The sequence below is a fragment of the Pseudomonadota bacterium genome (assembly GCA_039815145.1).
Lineage (GTDB): Bacteria > Pseudomonadota > Gammaproteobacteria > Steroidobacterales > JBCBZW01 > JBCBZW01.
This window is the reverse complement of the sequence record JBCBZW010000079.1, coordinates 1-22,649: the sequence shown is the minus strand read 5'-3', so window position 1 is coordinate 22,649 and position 22,649 is coordinate 1. Positions and strand designations below refer to the sequence as shown.

Here is a 22,649-nt window from a genome sequence, read left to right as displayed (position 1 = left end):
CGATGGTCACCTGGTCTGGGTGCACGATGAGCTGCGCACCACCCTGGCGGCGACGCGAGCCGGCGCTTGGTACCTGCCCATTTACGACTGGCTGTGCGACCTCGCGGGGGAGGGCGGTGCCACGCTGGCGTGTCGCCAGCGAGACCCGCGCAGCGAGGTGCGCTTCACGTTCGAGCGGGTGCCATGAGCTTGGTATTGCTGTTACCAATGTACCAATGTAGTATCCCTGCCGTTGTGACCACCGACGGGAAGGGCCAGCGATGAAGCGAGTCGAGCGCGTGCAGACGGGCGTCCGCATCGAAAAGCGGCTGCTGAAGGTGCTGAAGGGCCTGGCGGAGCACCTGGACATGAGCCTGGGCGACCTCCTCGAGGGCATGACCTTGCACTGCTTCGAAGGCAAGACACCCTTCGGCGAGGTGACCCTGGGCAAGATCGCCCAGCTGCGCGAGGTCTACGATCTCGACCTCACCGCGGCCGACAGCCATCAGCTGCAGGAAGGCGAGTCGCCATGAGTTTCTCGAGGCAACGGCCCGCTTCGGTCGCGGCGCCCACGCGCTGGCGACGCGAGCGGGGGCGCCGGAGAAGTTCAACGCCACGATCACGTTAGCGTTCATGGCCTTGATTCGGGAGCGCATGGCCGATGGGGCGCCCGAGAGTGCGCAGGCGCTGCTAGCGCGCCATCCCCAGCTGACCGACCGGGCGCTGCTCTCACGCTGGTACTCGCCAGCGCGCCTGGCGAGCGCCCAAGCCCGGGCGGCCTTCGTCTTGCCGGATCGCATCGCCCGGTAACGATCGAACGGTTCGCGAGCGGCTCGGCATCGGCGTCGCGGCGCAGTACCATACGTGCCATGAACCGTTCTCGCGCCCTCGGCTGTCGAACGATGCAGGCCCTGGCTATCTTTGCCATGTGCCTGCGCGTGGCCGTGCCCGCCGGCTACATGCCGGCGAACATGGCCGAGGACGGTTGGTACCTCCAGTGGTGTCCCGACGGCGTCGCCGTCGAGGTGCTGGAGATCCTCTTCGAAGCGTCGGGTGCGGGCGACAGCGCGCACGCTCACCACCACGGCGGTGGCGGTGGACATGCCGATGCCGCCACGGCCGACGATCAGGCAGACGCGGGCGCCGCCTACGCCCAGTGCGACCTGTCGGGATTCTCCGCCGACGCCCATCACACGCAGCTCCTCGCGTTCGGTGCGACCCCCGCGCCGATCACCACCGCGCCAGCCGTACGGTTTGCGCGCCCCTCCCTGGCGCGCCTGCGCGCCTATCACTCCCGCGCGCCACCTATCGAGCTCATCTGAGTTCGACAAGTTGGCCTGATCTCGCTGAGCGAGATCGATTCGTGCACGGGTGGCCTTGCGGCTGCCACGTGCCTATCAGGAGTGATAACAAATGATCCACCTCGCACGTGTGCGTGGCGCCGATGAGCGTCCACGCACCCCCACCCCTGCGCGCCTGTCGCGCCTCGCCGCCCTCGCCATCGGCGCCAGCGCGGCCGCCGCGGCCCACGCGCAGCAGATCCCCGAGATCACGGTGTTCGACCGCGCCCAGGGCGACGATCGCTACGACGTGACCGACGCCGTGGCGTTCTCCGGAGCCGATCCCACCTTCCTGCTGCGCCAGGTGCCGGGGGCGAGCGCCAACAACAACGGGCCGCTCAGCATGCAGGCCCAGTACCGCGGGATGTTCGGCCCGCGGGTGAACGTGACCATCGATGGCCTCGGCATCGTCAGTGGCGGCCCCAACTGGATGGACCCGCCCCTGCACTACCTGCCCTCAGGGTTGGTGGACTCGCTGGTGATGCAGCGGGGCATCGCGCCCGTGGCGGCGGGCACCAGCATCGGCGGCTCGGTCGAGGCGCGCACCGTGAGCAGCACCTTCGCCGACACGTCGCAGCTCACGCTGCAAGGGCGCTTCGGCGCCGGCGGCGCCACGGCCAACGAGTCCACAGATCTCTCGGGGTTCATCGCCGTGGCAAACAATCGCCATCGCCTGCACCTGCTGGGGGCGATGGAAGATGGCGGGGACGCACGTTCGGGGGCTGGCGATCTGGCCGCCACCTCCTACGAACGTGACACCGTGGGGATCGGCTACGGGCTGCGCCTGGACGGCGACGACTACATCGCCGTCGACTACCTGCGCACGGACACCGGCAACTCGGGCAATCCCGTGTTGCCGCTGGACATCGAGTTCTTCGAGACCGATCGCCTGACCTTGAGTGGTGAGTTCTCCCCGGGCGACATCACCCTGCAGGCACGGGTGCGCGCGATCGACATCGACCACCGCATGAACAACTTCGAACTGCGCGACCCGCCGGACTTCAGCCAGCTCACCTTGCCGCCTTTTCAAGATGAGGATCGTCGCTTCGTGGCAGCCACCGCCAGCGGCGTCAACTGGCGTCTGGCGGCCTTGATGGACGCGGCGGGCGGCACGCTCACGATCGGTACCGACGGTGGGGTCGAGGAGCACGACGCCCAGGTGGGTGACCCGGATGTGCCACCGTTCTTCGTGACCAACTTCAACGACGCGCGCAGCGAGACCGCGGCCGTGTTCGCCCAATGGCAGGGCTTGGTGGCGCCAAGGGTCGGCATCGAGGCGGGCGTGCGCTACGCCCGTGTCGAGATGGAGGCGGGAGAGGTGGACGCGCAGCCCGCGCAGCTCGTCGACGCCGGCATGTTCGGCCCCGGCACGCCGCCCTTTGCCGTGTTCACCCTGCGCAACCGCTTCAACGAAGGCCCGCGCTCGGCGACGGACAACAACGTGGACCTCGTGTTCAAAGCGGATTACGAGGTGTCTTCGGACCTATCGATCGGCTGGGGCCTCGCACGGAAGGTGCGCTCGCCCTCGTACATCGAGCGCTTCCTGTGGATTCCCCTGGAGATCAACTCGGGGCTCGGCGATCTGAACAACTACGTCGGCGACGTCGGCCTGTCGCCCGAGGTGTCCTACGAAGCCGAGTTTGGTATGGCCTGGCAGGGCGAGCGGGCCTACGCGTCGCCGCGGGTGTTCGTGAGGCGCGTGGACGACTTCATCCAGGGCGTGGCCACCTCCGACATGCCGGTGGTGGCGGTCAGCGGCAACGCCAACGGCGACCCGACGCCCCTGCAGTTCGCCAACGTGGACGCGGAGTTCTACGGCGCCGACATGGCCTTCGGCGCACGCTTCGCTGAGCACTGGCGCATCGACGGCCACGTGAGCTACGTGCGCGGTGAGCGTCGCGATGTGGCGGACGATCTGTTCAGGATCATGCCGCTGAACGGCAACCTGCGCCTGTCGTGGGAGCGCGCGGCGTGGTCCTTAGGACTCGACCTCACGGCCGCGGCCACCCAGGCGCGCATCTCGCAGGTGATCGTGGGCAACGAGCCGCGCAGCGACAACGATGCGGTGCCGGGCTACGCCGTCTTCGGCCTGAGTGGCCGCTGGCAGGGGCCCTCGGGCCTGGTCGTGATGGGCGGCGTCGACAACCTGTTCGATCACTTCTACGCCTCGGCGGCCGCGGGCTTCAACCGCGTGGGGGGCGGCGCGGCAACCGTCGGGAATCGTCTCCCGGCGTTGGGGCGCAACGGCTGGCTCCGGGTACAGTGGGCCTTTGGTAACCCTTGAGGAGTCGTGCATGAAGGCAGTGTGGAACGGCCAGGTCATCGCCGAGTCAGATGACACGGTGGTGGTGGAGGGGAATCACTACTTCCCCCTGAGCGCCCTGAAGCGGGAGTACGTGCGTGAGAGTGCGCACAGCTCCTACTGCCCGTGGAAGGGCGAGGCCAGCTACTACACGTTGGAGGTGGACGGGCAGACCAACGCGAATGCGGCCTGGTACTACCCGGCGCCGAAGCCGAAGGCCGAGCAAATCCGCGATCGCGTCGCCTTCTGGGCGGGGGTGCAGGTCAGCGAGTAGAATTGACGCTTGAAGAGTGGGTACGGACGCGGTCAACGCGGTCGCGTCCGTACCGTTACGTCAAACACTGGGTTGAGATCAGGGAAGGGAGTCGATGAGCGCAAGGATGGGGCAGTCGTGCGATCGCCGGATCGCAGGGCCGTGGCGAGAAATCTCGCTGCTCGCGCTCCTGCTCTGCGTGGCGTGGCCAGCCTTGGCGGCGCCGCACTCGGTGAGCCAGTTTCAGCGTCGTGGCTTCGAGCCGCTGGCGGGTGAGGCGCTGGCCGAGCTCGTGGTGGGCAATGCGCTGCTCTGGGAGGAGCTGAGCTCACGGCAGCGCTTCGATTCGGTGTTCCTGCCCTCCGGTATCCGCCTGCTCCGCCCGCGGGGAGAAATCACCGCCGGGGTGGCCACCCTGCGAGAGCAGCGCCTCGCGGCCGCCGCCCGCGACACCGTGCACCACGACCGGGTGATCACGACCTTCGAAGACGAGAACTTCGATTTCCAGATCTACCAGGTGGGCAAGGCCACCTATGCCCATCGCCTGCGCGATGGGGACGAGGTGCGCTGGCGCCTGGTGCCGCGCGACCGTGGCGCGCTACCGTTGATCCTCACAACGGACCTCGACGCGCGAGGCATCGAGCATGTCTCCGGCAGGCAACTGCGGGATCTGGTGGCAGGCCACAAGCTGACCTTGCTCCAGCGCAGTTCGGGCACGCTCACGGAAATCACCTTCAACACCGACGGCACGAGCAGCGTGCTCGATCCCGAAGGCAAGCGCACCAACGGTGTTCGCTACAGCATCTTTCAGGACCAACTCGTCACCACCATCGACGAGCGTCCCGTTTACGTCACCATCTACAACACGGCGCAGGGATTCCTCGGCGCCCTGAATACCGATCGTGGCGTAGTCGACTGGGAAATCGTGTATCGCGAGTGATCCCAGCCGCGGCCGAACGCCTCCGTAGCACACCTGAATCGCGTTTTAGAGGGTCACTAGTTCCTCGCCGTCTGCGGGCTTCGCCCGTGGACGTCGGTTCCTGCGTTGAGATTACGTTGCATCAGGCCGGCATCGTGCGGCTGCCGGCGCCAGCTTCCGTCTGTCGGAAAGATCCCCGAAAGCGCCGTGGCGCCTCCAGAACGTGAGCGATCTCATGGAGATGTGTCGCTCTATCCCGTGTGCCGTCGCGAGTGGAGGCTGCGTGGCGGTGCATCGGGCCCCTGCGCCACGGGGACGCGGTGTTGACACGTCTCAGTGTTCTGCGAATAGTCAGAGAACGCTCTTTGGCTGCGAATACAACTACGGCTCGTAAGAAGCCGAGACAATACAGCAGCTGGCGTCCAACACTGGAGTCACCGAGGCGACCACGGAAAAAGGCGCCCGGCTGAGCGTGCACATCACACAACTAGAGGGAACTACTCCAATGACCGACTCGAAGAAGCCGGACACGACGACGACCCCGGAAGACCACACCGACAACCCCCGCCGACGGTTTTTGAAGTTCAGCGCCAGCTCCGGTGTTGCACTTGCGTCCGGCGCGTTGGCAGTGGGGGCCACCGGCACCGCTGCCGCTGATGACTTCAACCCGGGAGACATCGATCCGTCGGTCGACCCGGACCTGCTCTCCACCCGTCGCGCGGGTGCGGCTGCCAATCTGCGTATTCAGGCGGCCAACCAGCAGCGTCAAAAGACGTTCCAAGCGGGCACCCAGTTAGATAACGACGACGAGACCCGTTACGAGAACGACAACTACTACGCGAGCTTCACCAAGACCCTGCCGCACGACAACTTCGGTGAGGTGGATCCGGCAGCCTTCGAGGCATTGGTCGCGGCCATGCGCAGCGGCGCTCAGGCCGACTTCGATGCGATTCCCTTGGACCCCACGGCCGGTCGCAAGCTGGCCAACCCCCAGGGTGCCTTCAAGTACGAGCTGGAAGGCGTCGACAGCCACGCCACGCGCATGGCCCCCTCGCACACCTTCCGCGGCACGGAGATCGCCGGCGAGCAGGCTGAGGTGTACTGGCAGGCGCTCACCCGTGACGTGCCCTTCAGCGAGTACGGCTCGAACATGGACATCGCCACGGCCGTTGCTGACCTCAACAACCTGACCTCGAGTCCGGGACCGACCGACGGTGGCCTGATCACCCCGGACACCCTGTTCCGCGGTGAGACCCCGGGCGACCTGATCGGCCCCTACATCAGCCAGTTCCTGTGGCAGCCGTTCAACTACGGCCCGGTGGACGTGGTGCAGCAGTACACGGCAGGTCAGGCCGGGGTCGACTTCATGGTCGACGAGGCCAACTGGCTGAACGTGCAGCGCGGCGGCTCCCCGCTCGAGAGCCTGGTCCTCGGCCCCAAGCGCTACATCTACAACAACCGTGCCCTGTCCGAGTACGTTCACGTCGACGTGACCTACCAGGCCTACCTGCACGCCTGCCTGATCCTGCTGAGCTACGGCCCCAGCGCCCTGGATCCGGGCAACCCCTACCGTTCGTCCATCGCCAACCAGGGCAACTTCACGGCCCTCGGCGGTCCGCACGTGATCGACATGGTGAGCAAGGCCGGCAACCTGTCCCTGACCGGTGCCTGGTTCCAGAAGTGGCGCGTGCACCGCTTCCTGCGTCCGGAGGCACTCGCCGGTCGCGTGCACTTCCAGCTCACGGGCCAGCGCACCTACGAGCTGAACAGCGAGCTGCTGAACTCGGCAGCCGTGGCCGAGACCTTCTCCCGCAATGGCACCTACCTGCTGGGCCAGGCGTACACGGAAGGCTCGCCCACGCACCCGTCCTATCCTGCCGGCCACGCCACCATCGCCGGTGCCTGCGTGACGGTGCTGAAGGCGTTCTTCGACGAGGACTTCGTGATCCCGAACCCCGTCGTCGCCAACGTCGACGGCACCAACCTCGACAACTGGATGGGCGACACGCTGACCGTCGGCAACGAGCTGAACAAGCTGGCCAACAACGTCGCCATCGGTCGCGACGCGGCGGGTGTGCACTACCGTCAGGACGGCATCCAGGGCCTCGAGACCGGTGAGCAGCAGGCGATCGCCCTGCTGCAGGATCAGTCTCGCACCCTGAACGAAGACAACTTCGACGGCTTTACCCTGACCCGCTTCGACGGCGTGACCATCAACATCAAGAATGGTGTGATCGGTCCCGGCTAGGGCAGCTTGGGTCGGCGACGCCTGACGCGAGTCGCGGGTCGTCTGATGGCAGTACTGGAAGGCCACCGGCGTTCGCGTCGGTGGCCTTTTGCGTGGCGGGGGCGCCCTTGCCTGACAGCACAGCGCATCTCACACTGCACCTTTGACGTAACCGGGGTGTTGATCGAGATGGGCGTAACGCAGCACACGTTGGTGATTGCGACGGGCGGGCGCGGGACCACGGATATCACGGACCCCATCCGCGACCTCGTGCTCAACGAGGGGGCGGGCCCGGGCTTGTGTCATGTGTTCGTGCAGCACACCAGCGCCTCGCTCATGGTGTGTGAGAACGCAGACCCGCAGGTGCGCCGGGATCTCGAGGCCTTCATGCAGCGCCTCACGCCGGACGGTGATCCCCTCTATGGGCACACGGCGGAGGGGCCTGATGACATGCCAGCGCACGTGCGCAGTGTGCTCACCCAGACCGAGCTCACCGTGCCCATCGACGATCACGGCGCCCTGGTGCTCGGGGCCTGGCAGGGGCTCTACCTCTGGGAGCATCGCACGAGCGCGCATCGGCGCCGTTTGACCGTAACCCTCTATCGCTAGGGCGAAGCGCCGTTCCGCGCGAAGGCGAGTTAACGAATCTCTAGACTCCCGTGATTCGAGTTCCACCTAGCTTCTCCGATGTGTGATGAGTGTCACGGAATGGCGTGTGTTAAGTGTCTGCAGATAGGGTCGATTGTCGGCGCCATCAGGTATGGCTAACGTTTCCATCAAGTTATTCCTTGGTGAGGCAAGCCCGATGCAGACCCCGAGCGCGCGCCCAGCGCAAGCAGGATTCACGCTGATCGAACTGATGATCGTGGTGGCGATCGTCGGGATCTTGTCATCGATCGCCACCAGCTTCGTGCAGACCTATGCGATTCGCGCCAAGATCACCGAGGGCGTGGTGATCGCCGCCGCGGCGAAGGTGGCGGTGTCCGAATATGTCGCCATGTACGGTGAGCTGCCGCCGAGCAACGGTCAGGAGACCTTCGATGGGTTCGTGCAAGACGTACAGAGCCCATACATCGAATCGCTCGACTGGCATGTCGGCCAGCGAATCGAAATCGAGTTCGACGAGGACGCGCTCGGCATCGACGGTGAGATCGAGATCGGCCTTGAACCGGTGATCGTTGGCGGTGTGGTGAACTGGCGCTGTGGGCAGGATCAGATGTCCGAACGCAATCTCAAGTACGTGCCGAGCAATTGCCGGGAACGGTTGTTCGATCAATGACCCACTCGGAGGCGCCGTGGTGTGAACCGCGTCGAGCCGAGGCAGCGGTAGGCGAGGCACCATAGGCACTCCGCGCCCAGCCGCGAAGCGATGCCAAAACAGGCACTCATTATGCAAGAGCGACGCAACTACTACCGCATCCTCCAGGTGCAACCTGACGCGCCCGTTGACGTCATTCGTAGCAACTACCGCACCTTGCAGCAGAAGTTGCGCATGCACCCGGACCTGGGCGGCGATGAACGCGACGCCGCCACCCTGAACCTCGCCTATCAGACGCTGCGAGATCCGAAGCGCCGCGCCGAATACGATCGTGAGCTGCTGGCTCGGCACAGTGTCAGGGTGTTGGGTCAGGGCGGGGCGGAACGCGTCGGTGAGGTGCCGATGGAGGCGGCGGACGGGGGCAACCGACGCAACTACTACCGAGTGCTCCAGGTGCAACGCGACGCCAGCGCACCGATCATCGATTCGAGCTACCGCACCCTTCGCGAGCAGGTCTCGGGGGAGGCGCTCGAGCAAGTGGAGGCGGCCTACGCCGTGCTCGGCGATCCCGCGAAGCGTCGGGCCTACGATACGGCCACGCGCCTGTCTCAGCCCGCCTCATCGCGTGACGAGTCGACGGCCTATTCGCCCCAGGCGGTGTCCGTCCCGTTGCGCGAGCCTGCAGGGCGCTCCGGAGAGAACGCACTGCCCACCAAGGAGTCGACCGGCGCCTACGCGCCGCTCATCCTGCAGTACTGCGCCTTCTGCAAGACGCCTCACGGGCATGAGCTCTCCGCTCAGGCGGAGGCTGCAGGTTGTGCAGTGTGTGAGAGTCCGCTCAGCAAGCCACCGGGAGTCACCGACTCGGTCGGCAAGGGGCGCGACGCCGTGCGCTTGGCCTGGGATTCCGAGGTCAACCTACGGCTCGATTGGCCTGGGCTGACCGTGGCGGCGACGGTCTGCGATTTCTCACCGCACGGGGCGCTCGTGGAATGCGCCGAGGCGCTGCCGGTGGGGGCGATCGTGCGCCTCGAGAGCGAGAACGTCTGCGCCGTGGGTGAGGTGATCCATCGGCACGAGGCGGTGGGGGAGGGCGCCGATCACGATGCCACCCCCACTCGAATGGGCCTTAAGTTTCTCACCGCGCGCTTCGAGCAGACGCGCGGTACCTTTGTGTGCGCGCAGGCCTGAGCTCAGGCGCCTGCCGCGCCCCCTAGGCGCATCCCGGGGCTGGCTCGCCCCCGTTTCTCGCGGCGAGCTCTGCACGCACCTCCGCGGAACTCTCCTCCGTCACCTCGTGATTGAGCATGACCAGGATGGCGATGGTCGTGCCGATGATGGGCATTCCCGAGTAGAACGCACGCAGCCCGGTGATCGCCTCTTCCGTCTGCACGGCCGCCGTAGAGTCGAAGCCGACCAGGGACAGGATCGCCCCGCTGAGCCCGCCGGCGAAGGCAAAGCCCAGCTTCACCATCCACCAGTAGATCGCGCCGAAGACGCCTTCGCGGCGCTTGCCCGTCTTCAGCTCGTCCAGATCGATGACGTCGCAGGTCATGGACATCATGAGCGTGAAGAGGCTGCCGATGCCGAAGGAGAAGAACGGCAGGGCGAACAGGAACATGTAGGGCTTGCCTGGCACGAAGAGGAACCAGAGCAGGATGTAGCCGAAGACCGAAATCATCTGCGACACGATGAAGGCGCGCTTCTTGCCCATCTGCTTCGACATCCAGGTGACCGTGGGGATGACCACGAAGGTGGTGACCAGGGCACCGATGCTGCCGAACAACGTCGGCCAGATGCCGGCCGCTTCCGCGTCGCCGCTGAACAGGTACCAGACCACGATGAAGAACGAGAAGGCGGCCACGGTGTTGAAGGCGTTGAAGATCAGGAACGTGGCGATGCAAAGCTGACGGAAGGGCTTGGAGGTGAACGCCTCTTTGAAGCCGTCGAAGATCTCCTTGAGACTACCGCCCACGTTAGTCATTGAGAGCGGTAGGTAGTCGGTGCGGTCGACGGTGGATTCACTCTTGAGGAAGATCGCGGGCACCATTGCGAACAGCATGCAGATCACGCCGACCCAGATCGAGAGGTTGCGTACCGCCGCGTCCCCGGAGGAGAAAAAGTCCGGGTCGTACATGATCACCCAGAACCAGGGCGCGATCACCCATGCCCATTGGCCGATCCACTGAGCCACCGCCATAATATTGGTGCGCTCGTGGAAGTCCGTGCTCATCTCGTAGCCCATGGCCACGTAGGGCACGCTGAAGATCGTGAGCCCCAGGTAGAACAGGATCGACCAAGAGAGGAAATAGGTGAAGTTGTAGGTTAGCGAGTTATCGCGCGACAGCTGCCACATGATGATGAACGTGATGCCCATGATCAGGGCGCCGATGAAGACGTAGTGGCGACGGCGGCCGTACTTCGAGCGGGTGTTGTCCGAGATGAACCCCATGATGGGGTCGGTGATGGAGTCGAAGACCCGCGGCAAGAAGAAGATGATGCCCCACATCCAGCCCGGGAAGCCGAGGTCCTGGACCAGGGCCACCATGAAGATGCTCATCACGGCCGGGAACATCTGGTTGGCGAGCATCCCCACGCCGAAAGCAACCTTCGCACCGAAGGGGACTTTGCCTGCCGTTGCTGCGTCTGATCCGGTCATCTCGCACACACTCTGGTTTTTGTCGTGGTTTGGAGAGGTGGAGCAACAGGACTCGAGGGGGCGTTCCCCGGACGGTGGTTCGTTGACTTTGCAAGCAAACCTGATCTGGGTGCAGTGGCGGTTCGTTCCCTGCCGCTGAGCGCCTGATTCCCGGGCTGATTCCACACAATTTATTGCCGCAGTTTTCCCCTACTTTGACAGCGTTGTCAATCATTGCTAGAAGGATCTTACGGCGCGCTCCACACCCCGTGAGTCATTGTGCGTTGCCGTATTCCTCGGCCGACTCTTTCGGGTAACTCATGGATCGCAGCCGCCCCTCGCCCTCCCGGGTCGAGATCGACGACCCTCGCGTTACATCTCTCCTCGGTGAGATGACGCTGACCGAGAAGATTGGCCAGCTGCACCAGATCAACGCCGGCGAGGCGCACCTGCACGATCACCTCGCCTGGGCCCTGCGCGAAGGCCGTGTCGGCTCGGTGATCAACGAAGTAGAAGTTGACATCGTCAACGAGATGCAGCGGATGGCGGTGGAGGAGAGCCGCCTGGGCGTGCCCTTGCTCATCGGGCGCGACGTCATTCACGGGTTCAAGACGGTGATGCCTATTCCCCTGGCGCAGGCGGCTAGTTGGGATCCGCCGTTGGTGCAGGATGCGGCACGCATCGCCGCCCGCGAGGCGGCGGCGAGCGGGGTCAATTGGACCTTCTCGCCCATGCTGGACGTGTCCCGAGACCCTCGGTGGGGACGCATTGCGGAGAGCTTTGGCGAGGATCCGACCCTGGCGGGGGCGCTCGGCGCGGCGATGGTGCGGGGCTACCAGGGCGACTCCCTGGCGAACCCTGTCAGTCTGGCCGCCTGTGCCAAGCACTTCGCCGGCTACGGCGCGGTGGAGGGTGGGCGCGACTACGCGGCCACCAACGTCCCTGAGAACGAGTTGCGCAACGTCTACCTGCCGCCCTTCCAGGCGGCGGTAGAGGCCGGCGTCGCCACGCTGATGACCTCCTTTAGCGACATCGATGGCGTACCAGCGACGGCCAACCGTTGGTTGCTGCGGACCGTGCTGCGCGATGAGTGGGGCAGTGACGCGATGGTGGTGAGCGATTGGGACTCGGTGCGTCAGCTCGCCATCCACGGGCTCGCCGCCAACGATCGCGAGAGCGCGTACCAGGCGATCACCGCGGGTGTGGACATGGAGATGCACGGGGAGGCCTACGTGGGTCACCTCGAAGCGTTGATCGGGCAAGGCGTCGTGGCACTCGAGCTCATCGATCAGGCCGTCGCCAGAATCCTCGCCCTGAAGTACTCATTGCACCTGTTCGATCGACCTTACACAGACGTTGGGTCGTTCCCGCCGCCCGGGGCCGCGGACGCGCGCGCGGTGGCCAAGCGTGCAGCGCTCGAGAGCGCGGTGCTCGTGAAGAACGCCAGCGACGTGCTGCCCTTGAACGCCCAAGCCCTCGATCGGCTCGCCGTGATCGGTCCTCTGGCGGACGCGGCCCACGATCAACTCGGCACCTGGATCTTCGATGGCGATCCCGGCATGAGCATCACGCCCCTGCAGGCGCTTCGTGAGCTTGTCGGGGATCACGTGGACATCGCCTACGAGCCTGCCCTCGCCACCTCGCGCGACCGCGACATGCAGCGTATCGAAACCGCGGCCACGCTCGCGCGGCAGGCCGATGCCGTGGTCGTCTGTCTGGGGGAAGAAGCGATCCTGAGCGGCGAGGCGCACTGCCGGGCGGACATCGATCTGCCCGGGGCACAGACCGCCCTCGTGCGAGGGCTCGCCGAGGAGGGGCGGCCGGTGATCGGGGTGATCATGGCGGGACGTCCGCTGACCCTGAGCGGCGTCGTCGAGCATCTGGATGCGGTGCTGATCGCCTGGCACGGCGGGGCGATGGCGGGGCCGGCGATCGCCGAGCTGCTGTTCGGTCACGCGGCGCCCAGCGGCAAGTTGCCCGCGAGCTTCCCTCGCATGGTGGGCCAGGTGCCGATCTACCACTCGCACAAGCGCACGGGGAAGCCCCCGTCGCCGGAGACGATCGCGCATATCGACGACATCGACCCGCGCGCGCCCCAACTGTCCTTAGGCATGACCTCCTTCCACCTCGATGCGGGCTACACGCCGCTCTTTCCCTTCGGCTACGGTCTTACCTACACCACCTTCACCTATCACGATCTGCGACTGGAGCAGGCGCGGGTGCGGTTGGGAGAGGACGTCGTCGCGCACGTCGAGCTCGAGAACACGGGCAGTCGCGAGGGGGTCGAAGTGGTGCAGTGGTACGTGCGCGATCTGGTGGGCAGCGTGACGCGCCCCGTGCGTGAGCTGAAGGCCTTCGAACGCGTACACCTCGCCGCCGGGGAACGTCGCTCCATCACCTGCCGGTTGACGGCGCAGGACCTCGCCTTTGCCGGCCGCGATGGTCGACGCCGGGCTGAGGCCGGGGAGTTCCACCTGTGGGTTGGCGGGGATTCCCAGGCGCCCGTGCGCGCTGACTTTTGGTTGGAAGACGACTAGCTACGTCGAGGGTCTCGCCGGCACTGCCGTTTCCGCGTGGTGGATCCCTCGCGAACCGGCGAAAAATCGAGAAGCCCTTGCCCTTACTGAGGCTAGAGAGTCCCGTAATCAGTCGACGCGCGTAGGGCGATGCATTTCACAGAAGTCGGTTTTTCGGCGCGCGATGAAAGTGTGAAGCGCTTCTCTCGTCGCAGGCGGCGAATGCCACGCTGATCACGTTCCCGTGGCCGAGTTTTTGCGCTGAAGCAAAGCCTCCCAGCCCAGGTAAGTTCTCCAACAAAGCAATACCTTAGACGTGCCAGACGTGCGCAGCTGAAAGCCACTCTGTCCGTCTGAACCGCGAATCCCGTTTCTGTCCTCGACCCCCGTCATGTCGAGGACAATTGGAGAAATTGACAACGTTGTCACGTCTTGCTACTTCTTGCGCCCACAACAAATCAATGCCGCGTACCAGACTAGCGTCGGCTGAACTTCGCACACCCGGGGGGGACATGACGCGAATTTCATCTGCTTCGTTGCAGCGAGTTATCCTTGTTTCGCTGCTCGCCGGCCTAGGCGCCTGCAACGACGACCGGCCCGTGCCGCTCTCCCAGGTCGACCGCCTCGATGCGGCCGTCGAGGTGGACGAGAGCGCGGTCGATAACGAGAACATCGACAGCCCCTCGCTCAAGCTCTTCGACAACGCTCAGGTGTCGATGGGCGGGGCGATGAACCTCGTCTTCAGCGACGAGTTCGACGGCGACCGCGTTGACCCCGAAACCTGGTTCTTCGAGACCGGCGATGGCTCGCAGTACGGGCTCATCGGCTGGGGCAACAACGAGCTTCAGTGGTACCTGCCGAACAGCGCGCAGGTGAGCGACGGCACCCTCAAGATCACGGTTCGCCGCCAGACCACGAACGGCTACAACTACACTTCCGCACGCATCAACACCCGCGACCGCGTAGCCGTGCGCTACGGGCGAATCGAAGCGCGCATGAAGCTGCCGGGAGGCCAGGGCATCTGGCCCGCCTTCTGGCTGCTCGGCCAGGACAGCCCCTACGGCGACTGGGCCGCCAGCGGCGAGATCGACGTGATGGAAGCGGTCAACCTCGACGGCACAGGCGGCAACGAGATCTTCGGCACGATTCACTTCGGTGGCGAGTTCCCGAGCAACCTGAGCACGTCTGAGACCTACACACCGTCCACGGATGTGTCCGAGGAGTTCCACATCTATGCGGTGGAGTGGGACGAGACGGAGATTCGCTGGTACGTGGACGACGTGCTCTACGCCACGCAGAACGCCTGGTCGTCGACGGCCGCACCTTTCCCCGCGCCGTTCGATCAGCCGTTCTACATCCTGCTGAACGTCGCCGTTGGTGGCAGCTTCCCAGGGCCGCCGGCGATCGATACGGTGTTCCCTGTGACGATGGAAGTGGACTACGTGCGGGTGTACTCCGGCGACTCTTGACGATTGCGGTAAGCACCCCGCCCTGACACACAGCTGTCACATTTTATTGACAGCGCTGTCATCGCGGGTTGGCCTACGGACAAGGCAGGTGCGCTCGGGGAGCGCACTCGATAACTAACAAAAACAATAACAAAAGCAAGTACGACCAGGGATTAGATTATGAAGGCTCCGGTGAACGTGCGGCTCTCCCGCGGTATCTATCTTCTGCCCTTTGCCTACGCGTTGTTGGCGGGCTGCTTCGGCACCGGCGAAGGACAGCAGTCCATCCCGGGCACGCCTCGGGCAGAGGTGCCTGGTGATGACGAGGTCGTCGATTGCAACGCCGCCATCAACTTCGAGGACGCCTGTGGCGCCGAGATGTTCATGGACTTCGCCGGCGGCTCTACGGCCATCGTAGATAACCCCGGCCCAGACGCGGTCAACGACAGCGAGAAGGTCGCCCGCGCGCAGAAGTTCACCGACCAGCCCTTCGGCGGCACCACCCTGGCGCTTAACGAGAACATCGACCTCGCGGACGGCACGGCCTTCCGCGTCGCCGTATGGGCTGAACGTGCTGTCCCTATGCTCTTCAAGTTCGAGGGGCTCAACGTCGAGCTGACGGAGGAGCACAGCGGCAGTGCCAGCTGGGAGTCCCTGTGCTTTGACTTCGCGGGGACTGCGGGCACCGAAGACACGGGCATCACGGTCATCTTCGACAACGGCGTGATCGGTGACGCGGGCAACGACCCAAGCGCCTGGACCTTCTACTTCGATGAGATCGAACAGCTCTCGAGCTGCGATGACGTCGGCGGCGGCGGCGGTGGTGCCGGCGGCGCCCTGAACGTGGACTTCGAGGGCGACGCAGCCAACTTCGACTTCGGTGAGGCGGCCGGCTTTGCCGGTGGCGTCACCATCGTCACCGCCAACCCCGATACCAGCGGTATCAACGGCAGTGCCCAAGCGGCGCGCTCGCAGAAGTTCGGCGGCGAGCCCTTCGGCGGCAGCACGCTCGCCCTCGGCAGCAACGTCGACTTCAGCGAAGGCGAGGTTTTCAAGATCCAGGTGCGCTCGGATCGGCGCGTGCCCCTGCTGTTCAAGTTCGAAGGCCTCGACCAGGAGCGCACGCTGGAGCACAGCGGCAGCGGCACCTGGGAAGAGCTGTGCTACGACTTCCGCGGCAGTACCTCCGGCCCCGCCAGCAACGCCATCACCTTCATCTTCGACAACGGCGTGCTCGGTGACGCCGACAACGATCCCGCCAACTGGACCTTCTTCATCGACAACATCCAGCAGGACACCTCCTGTGGCGATGAGCCGGATGACGGTGGCGACGGTGGCGATGGCTTCGCAACCATCACCTTCGATGATCCGAACATCACCTACGCCCTGCGTGGCTTCGGCGGCGCTGAGGACTCCACCGTGGTGGCGGATCCGGGCGATGCGGCCAACCAGGTCGCGCAGGTCAACCGTTCCGACGCAGCCGAGACCTTCGCCGGCACCGTGGTGAGCACCGGGGCTAACGAGACAGTTGGGGCGATCCCCCTCAACGCGATGGCGCCGGAGATGACCGTGCGCGTGCGCTCGCCCGGCGTCGGCATCCCCGTGCGCCTGAAGGTCGAGAACTCGGGTGATGCGGCGATCTCGGTGGAGACGGAGGTGATGACGACCGTCGCCGGCGAGTTCGAGACGCTTACCTTCAACTTCCTGAACCAGGCGGAAGGTACGGCGGCCTTCGACCCCGCGGCCACCTACGACCGCGTCGCGATCTTCTTCAACTTCGGCGCCACCGGCGGTGACGCCGGTGCCCAGTCCTTCTTGTTCGACGACGTCGCGGTGGTCGGCGCCGAGGACGATGGTCCGGGCGACGGCGGCGACAGCGCCTTCGATCCCGTCGACTTCGACGACCCGGCCCTGACCTACGCCACCCGTGGCTTCGGCGGCGCCGAGGACTCCACCGTGGCGGCGGACCCCGAGGACGCCGGCAACATGGTGCTGCAGGTCAACCGCTCTGATGCGGCAGAGACCTTCGCTGGCACGGTGATCTCGACCGGCGACAACGAAACCGTCGGCACGATTCCTCTCGATGCGATGGCGCCGCAGATGACCGTGCGCGTGCGCGGCCCGCAAGCCGGCGCGCAGATTCGCCTCAAGGTCGAGAATTCGGGCGACGCTGCGATCTCCGTCGAGACGGAAGCGACCACCACCATGGTCGACGGTTGGGAGACGCTCACCTTCAACTTCCTGAATCAGGCGGAGGGCACGGCAGCCTTCGATCCGGCCGCTACCTACGACCGCGTGGTGCTGTTCTTCAACTTCGGCGCCACCGGTGGTGACGTGGGTGCCCAGACCTGGTTCGGCGACGACATCGACGTGGTCGGCGGCGGCGATGGCGGCGGCGACGACGGTGGCATGGACGACGGCGGCGACGCCGGCGCGGGCACGGCCCTCGACTTCGAGGGGGACCCTGCAGGCTTCACCTTCGACAACTTCGCGGGCGGCGTCTCGAGCGTGGTCGACAACCCGGCGATGGAAGGCATCAACACCAGCGCTCAGGTGGTGCAGATGCAGAAGTTCCCGGGCGATGTGTTCGGCGGTAGCACGCTGGCGTTGCCCGAGGGCGTCGACTTCGCCAACGGCTCGGCCTTCACCATGAAGGTGTGGTCGCAACGCGTGGTGCCGGTGCTGTTCAAGCTCGAGGGCCTGAACCAAGAGCGCTCGGAAGACCACGACGGCGGCGCCATGTGGCAGGAGCTCTGCTACGACTTCACCGGCAGCACGGACGGTCCTGCGGTCACCGGCATCACCGTGATCTTCGACCTCGGTGTGGACGGCAACGCCGAGAACGATCCTGACAACTGGACCTTCTTCTACGACGACATCCAGCAGGCCGCCTCCTGTGCGGGCGAGGATGACGGCGGCGATGACGACGCCGCAGCCTTCGAGACCATCACCTTCGACGATCCCGCCATCACCTACGCCCTGCGTGGCTTCGGCGGCGCCGAGGATGCGGCCCTGGTGGTCGATCCGGTGGATGCCTCGAGCATGGTGCTGCAGGTCAACCGTTCCGACGCGGCGGAGACCTTCGCGGGCACGGTCATCTCCACCGGCGACAACGAGACGGTGGGCGTGATCGGGCTCGACACCATGGCCCCTGTCATGTCCCTGCGCGTGAACGGCCCGCAGGTCGGCGCGCAGATTCGCCTGAAGATCGAGAATTCGGGCGACGCCGCGATCTCCGTCGAGACCGAGGCCACCACCACCGTGGCCAACGGCTGGGAGACGCTGACCTTCGACTTCCTGAACCAGGCCGACGGCACGGCGGCGTTCGACCCCGCGGCCACCTACGACCGCGTGGTGCTGTTCTTCAACTTTGGTGCCACCGGTGCTGACGTGGGCGCACAAACCTGGTTCGCCGATGACATCGCGGTGGGCGAGGGCGATGCGGACGACGATGGCGGCGACGAAGGCGGTGCTGACGCCTTCTCCACCGTCGACTTCGACGATCCCGCCCTGACCTACGCCACCCGCGGCTTCGGCGGTGCGGAGGACTCCTCGGTTGCTGCCGACCCCGACGATGGCGCGAACATGGTCTTGCAGGTCAACCGGTCCGACGCGGCCGAGACCTTCGCGGGCACTGTGATCTCCACCGGCGACAACGAGACGGTCGGCGCGATCGGCGTCGATCCGGCCGCACCCACCATGTCCGTGCGCGTGCGCGGTCCCCAGGCCGGTGCGCAGATCCGTCTGAAGATCGAGAACTCCGGCGACGCGGCGATCTCCGTCGAAACGGAGGCGACCACCACCCTCGTGGACGGTTGGGAGACGCTCACCTTCAACTTCCTGAACGAGGCGGCGGGCACCGCGGCCTTCGATCCGGCGGCCACCTACGACCGGGTGGTGCTGTTCTTCAACTTCGGCGCCACCGGTGGCGACGTGGGTGCCCAGACGTGGCTGGCGGACGACATCGCTGTCGGGGCGGGCGACGCAGAGGTGGCGCTTGCCTTGCCCGTCACCTTCGACGATCCGGCCCTGACCTACGCCACCCGCGGCTTCGGCGGTGCCGAAGACTCCTCGGTGGCCGGCGATCCCATGGGCGGCGACAACATGGTGCTGCAGGTCAACCGCTCGGACGCGGCCGAGACCTTCGCCGGCACCGTGATTTCCACCGGGCCTAACGAGACCGTTGGTATCATCGATATCGACCCGGACGCTCCGGCCATGACCGTGCGGGTCTACGGCCCGCAGGCCGGCGCCCAGGTGCGCCTGAAGATCGAGAACTCAGCCGATGCCGCCATCTCGGTGGAAACCGAGGCGACGACGACGCTCGTCGACGGCTGGGAGACGCTCACCTTCAACTTCCTGAACCAGGCCGAGGGCACGGCCGCCTTCGATCCCGCGGCGATCTACGACCGCGTGGTGCTGTTCTTCAACTTCGGTGCCACAGGCGCCGACGTCGGCGCTCAGACCTGGTTCGCCGATGATATCGACGTCGGTGGCGACATCGGCGGGGATGACGGCGGCGACGACGGCATGGACGACGGCGGCGACGCTGGTGGTCCCACGGCCCTCGACTTCGAGGGTGATCCCGCAGGCTTCACCTTCGACAACTTCGCCGGTGGCGTCTCGAGCGTGATCGACAACCCGGCGATGGAAGGCATCAACACCAGTGCGCAGGTGGTGCAGATGCAGAAGTTCGCGGGCGATGTGTTCGGCGGTAGCACGCTCGCCCTGCCCGAGGGCGTGGACTTCGCCAACGGCTCTGCCTTCACCATGAAGGTGTGGTCGCAGCGCCTGGTGCCGGTGCTGTTCAAGCTGGAAGGCCTGAACCAGGAGCGCTCGGAAGATCACGGCGGCGGTGCCGTGTGGCAGGAACTCTGCTACGACTTTGCCGGCAGCACGGACGGTCCTGCGGTCACCGGTATCACCGTGATCTTCGATCTCGGCATGGCGGGTGACGCTGAGAACAACCCCGACGACTGGACCTTCTATTACGACGACATCCAGCAGGCGGCTGAATGCCCCGCGCCTGAAGATGACGGCGAAGAGCCGGTCGCCTTCGAGACAGTCACCTTCGACGATCCGTCGATCACCTACGCCCTGCGTGGCTTCGGTGGCGCTGAGGATGCGGCGCTCGTGGTTGACCCCGTCGATGCCTCGAGCATGGTGCTGCAGGTTAACCGCTCCGATGCGGCCGAGACCTTCGCTGGCACGGTGATCTCCACCGGCGACAACGAGACGGTTGGCGTGATCGGCCTCGACCCGATGGCCCCTGACATGTCTCTGCGGGTGCTCGGCCCGCAGGCCGGTGCACAGATCCGCCTCAAGATCGAGAACTCGAACGATCCGGCGATCTCCGTCGAGACCGAAGCCACCACCACGGTGGCGGACGCCTGGGAGACCCTGACCTTCGACTTCCTCGCGCAGGCCGCAGGCACGGCTGCCTTCGATCCGGCGGCGACCTACGATCGTGCGGTGCTCTTCTTCAACTTCGGTGCAACCGGCGCCGACGTGGGGGCGCAGACCTGGTTCGCTGACGATCTCGCCATCGGCAGCGAAGAGGAGCCTGAGGAGCAAAACCCGCTCTTCCCGATCGACTTCGAGGCCGCGGCCGACACCTACGACTACGGTGACGAGGCGGGCTTCGCGGGCGGCGTGGCGACGGTCATCCCGAACCCCGTGTCCAGCGACCTGAACGCGAGTGCTCAGGTCACGCAGATGCAGAAGTTCGGCGGTGAGGTGTTCGGCGGCAGCACGCTGACCCTCGACCAAGACGTCGACTTCGCCTTCGGTGAGTCCTTCAAGATGAAGGTCTGGGCCTCGCGCTCGGTGCCCGTGCTGTTCAAGTTCGAAGGCCTCAACCAGGAGCGTACGGTCAGCCACAGTGGCAGCGGCACCTGGGAGGAGTTGTGCTTCGACTTCACCAACGTGACCGATGGCGCGCCCACCAACGCGATCACCTTCATCTTCGACAACGGAGTGCTCGGTGATGCGATGGGCAATCCGGGCGACTGGACCTTCTACTTCGATGACATCGAGCAGGTGGAAGACTGCGGCATTGCGCCAGCAGCCTTCCCCCTCGACTTCGAGGCCGCACCTGAGAGCTACGACTTCGGTCCCGAAGCCGGCTTCGCCGGTGGCGTGTCCATCGTGGTGCCGAACCCGGATCAGAGCGGCCTGAACACCACGCCACAAACCGTGCGCATGCAGAAGTTTGGTGGCGAGGTGTTCGCGGGCAGCACCCTGACTCTCGACGGTCCGGTCGACTTCGACGGCGGGGAATCCTTCAAGATGAAGGTGTGGTCAGAGCGTGCCGTCCCCGTCCTGTTCAAGTTCGAGGGCCTCAACCAGGAGCGCACCGTGAGCCATCCGGGTGGCGCCACCTGGGAGGAGTTGTGCTTCGACTTCACGGGCACCACCGTGGGGCCGCGGACCAGCGCGATCACCTTCATCTTCGATAACGGTGTGCTCGGGGACGCCGATGGTGATCCTGCCAATTGGACCTTCTACTACGACGAGATCGAACAGGTAGCCGACTGCGGTATCCCGCCCGTCGAGTTCCCGATCTCCTTCGAGGACGCGCCCGAGAGCTACGACTTCGGTCCCGACGCGGGCTTCGCTGGCGGCGTGTCCATCGTGGTGCCGAACCCTGATCCGACGGGGCTGAACACCACGGCGCAGACCGTGCGCATGCAGAAGTTCGGTGGCGAAGTGTTTGCCGGCAGCACCTTCAACCCGGGCGGTCCCATCGACTTCGCCGGCGGTGAGATCTTCACCATGAAGGTCTGGTCGCAGCGCGCGGTGCCCGTACTGTTCAAGTTCGAGACCCTCAACCGCGAGCGCACGGAAGTGCACCCGGGCGGCAGCACCTGGCAGGAACTGTGCTTCGACTTCAGCGGGGATACCGCGGGGCCGCGTTCGAGCGCTATCACCTTCATCTTCGACAACGGAGTGCTCGGCGACGCGGATGGCGATCCGGGCAACTGGACCTTCTACTACGACGAAATCACCCAGGTGTCCGAGTGCGGTGAGCCGCCGCCCGATCCCGACCCCGTGCCGATGGCCGAGCCCGTCGACTTCGAGAGTGGCGAGGCGATGTTCGCTGACTTCGCGGGTGGCGTCGCCGCTGTGGTGGCTAACCCCGACGCGAGCGGCATCAACACCAGCGGTTTCGTCGGTGAGATGCTGAAGTTCGAGGGCGAACCGTTCGCCGGCAGCACCCTGCAACTCGGCGATACCTTTGCCCTCGACAGCGGGGACTCGTACCTGATGAAGGTGCGGGCCCAGCGTGAGGTGGAGGTGACCCTGAAGCTCGAGCCAATCGGCGTCGAGCGCACGGCGGTGCACAGCGGCAGCGGCACCTGGGAAGAGCTGTGCTTCGACTTCTCCGACGTGGCGGCGAGCTTCTCGGGTATCACGTTGATCTTCGACAACGGCGTCGTGGGCGATGCAGCGGGCGATCCCGCCAACTGGACCTTCCAGTTCGACGACATCGCACCGACCTCGGCAGTCTGCGGCATGGACGACGTGCCCCCGCCGGCGGAGATGTTCGCGGCGATCACCTTCGATGACCCGGAGGTGACCTATACGCTGGCCGACTTCGGTGGTAACGCCTCTGTGGTGACCAACGACCCGGCCGGCGGCAGCAACATGGTGGCCCTCTCGGTGCGCTTGGGTGACGCCGCAGACTTCGCTGGCACGACCATCGGCACCCTGGCGGACAACGCGATTCCGCCCCTGCCGCTGACGGCGACGAGCACCGCCATGAGCGT

15 protein-coding genes are annotated in these 22,649 nt (G+C 65.5%); 14 read left to right on the top strand and 1 reads right to left on the bottom strand.

Annotation, left to right across the window (positions count from 1 at the left end):
- From AAF184_17215 to AAF184_17165, 11 genes are all read left to right on the top strand, one after another.
- A partial coding sequence (locus tag AAF184_17215; GenBank protein ID MEO0424081.1) for a hypothetical protein occupies positions 1 to 187 on the top strand: 187 nt, incomplete at its 5' end.
- A gap of 73 nt (positions 188 to 260) precedes the next feature.
- Positions 261 to 512: a hypothetical protein gene (locus tag AAF184_17210; protein ID MEO0424080.1), complete on the top strand. Its 252-nt coding sequence runs from the start codon at positions 261 to 263 to the stop codon at positions 510 to 512.
- Between the two features lie 100 nt (positions 513 to 612).
- The gene (locus tag AAF184_17205) at positions 613 to 789 is read left to right on the top strand and encodes a hypothetical protein (protein MEO0424079.1); all 177 of its coding nucleotides are present in this window, start codon (positions 613 to 615) and stop codon (positions 787 to 789) included.
- A 59-nt stretch (positions 790 to 848) separates the two neighbouring features.
- Entirely contained in the window at positions 849 to 1,301 is a 453-nt protein-coding gene (locus tag AAF184_17200) for a hypothetical protein (protein ID MEO0424078.1), read from the top strand.
- Between the two features lie 91 nt (positions 1,302 to 1,392).
- A complete protein-coding gene (locus AAF184_17195; protein ID MEO0424077.1) occupies positions 1,393 to 3,603 on the top strand; it encodes a TonB-dependent receptor in 2,211 nt (736 codons plus the stop codon).
- 10 nt (positions 3,604 to 3,613) lie between these two features.
- Positions 3,614 to 3,895, top strand: a complete 282-nt coding sequence (locus AAF184_17190) for a DUF427 domain-containing protein (protein MEO0424076.1) — start codon at positions 3,614 to 3,616, stop codon at positions 3,893 to 3,895.
- A 94-nt stretch (positions 3,896 to 3,989) separates the two neighbouring features.
- Positions 3,990 to 4,814 (top strand): hypothetical protein, encoded by an 825-nt coding sequence (locus tag AAF184_17185; GenBank protein ID MEO0424075.1) that lies wholly within the window; start codon positions 3,990 to 3,992, stop codon positions 4,812 to 4,814.
- Positions 4,815 to 5,298: 484 nt separating this feature from the next.
- Positions 5,299 to 7,041 (top strand): vanadium-dependent haloperoxidase, encoded by a 1,743-nt coding sequence (locus tag AAF184_17180; protein ID MEO0424074.1) that lies wholly within the window; start codon positions 5,299 to 5,301, stop codon positions 7,039 to 7,041.
- Between the two features lie 168 nt (positions 7,042 to 7,209).
- Positions 7,210 to 7,629: a secondary thiamine-phosphate synthase enzyme YjbQ gene (locus AAF184_17175; GenBank protein ID MEO0424073.1), complete on the top strand. Its 420-nt coding sequence runs from the start codon at positions 7,210 to 7,212 to the stop codon at positions 7,627 to 7,629.
- 196 nt (positions 7,630 to 7,825) lie between these two features.
- Positions 7,826 to 8,299 (top strand): prepilin-type N-terminal cleavage/methylation domain-containing protein, encoded by a 474-nt coding sequence (locus AAF184_17170; GenBank protein MEO0424072.1) that lies wholly within the window; start codon positions 7,826 to 7,828, stop codon positions 8,297 to 8,299.
- A 111-nt stretch (positions 8,300 to 8,410) separates the two neighbouring features.
- A complete protein-coding gene (locus AAF184_17165; protein ID MEO0424071.1) occupies positions 8,411 to 9,469 on the top strand; it encodes a J domain-containing protein in 1,059 nt (352 codons plus the stop codon).
- Positions 9,470 to 9,491: 22 nt separating this feature from the next.
- On the opposite strand, the gene AAF184_17160 is transcribed toward AAF184_17165, so the two are convergent.
- Positions 9,492 to 10,937 carry an MFS transporter gene (locus tag AAF184_17160; protein MEO0424070.1) on the bottom strand — a complete coding sequence of 482 codons (1,446 nt, stop codon included), beginning with the start codon at positions 10,935 to 10,937 and terminating at the stop codon, positions 9,492 to 9,494.
- A gap of 299 nt (positions 10,938 to 11,236) precedes the next feature.
- Between AAF184_17160 and AAF184_17155 the strand changes: the two genes are divergently transcribed.
- The 3 genes from AAF184_17155 to AAF184_17145 all read left to right on the top strand — a co-directional run.
- A complete protein-coding gene (locus AAF184_17155) occupies positions 11,237 to 13,453 on the top strand; it encodes a glycoside hydrolase family 3 N-terminal domain-containing protein (GenBank protein MEO0424069.1) in 2,217 nt (738 codons plus the stop codon).
- A 578-nt stretch (positions 13,454 to 14,031) separates the two neighbouring features.
- Positions 14,032 to 14,901: a glycoside hydrolase family 16 protein gene (locus tag AAF184_17150; GenBank protein ID MEO0424068.1), complete on the top strand. Its 870-nt coding sequence runs from the start codon at positions 14,032 to 14,034 to the stop codon at positions 14,899 to 14,901.
- A 159-nt stretch (positions 14,902 to 15,060) separates the two neighbouring features.
- A partial coding sequence (locus AAF184_17145) for a hypothetical protein (GenBank protein MEO0424067.1) occupies positions 15,061 to 22,649 on the top strand: 7,589 nt, incomplete at its 3' end.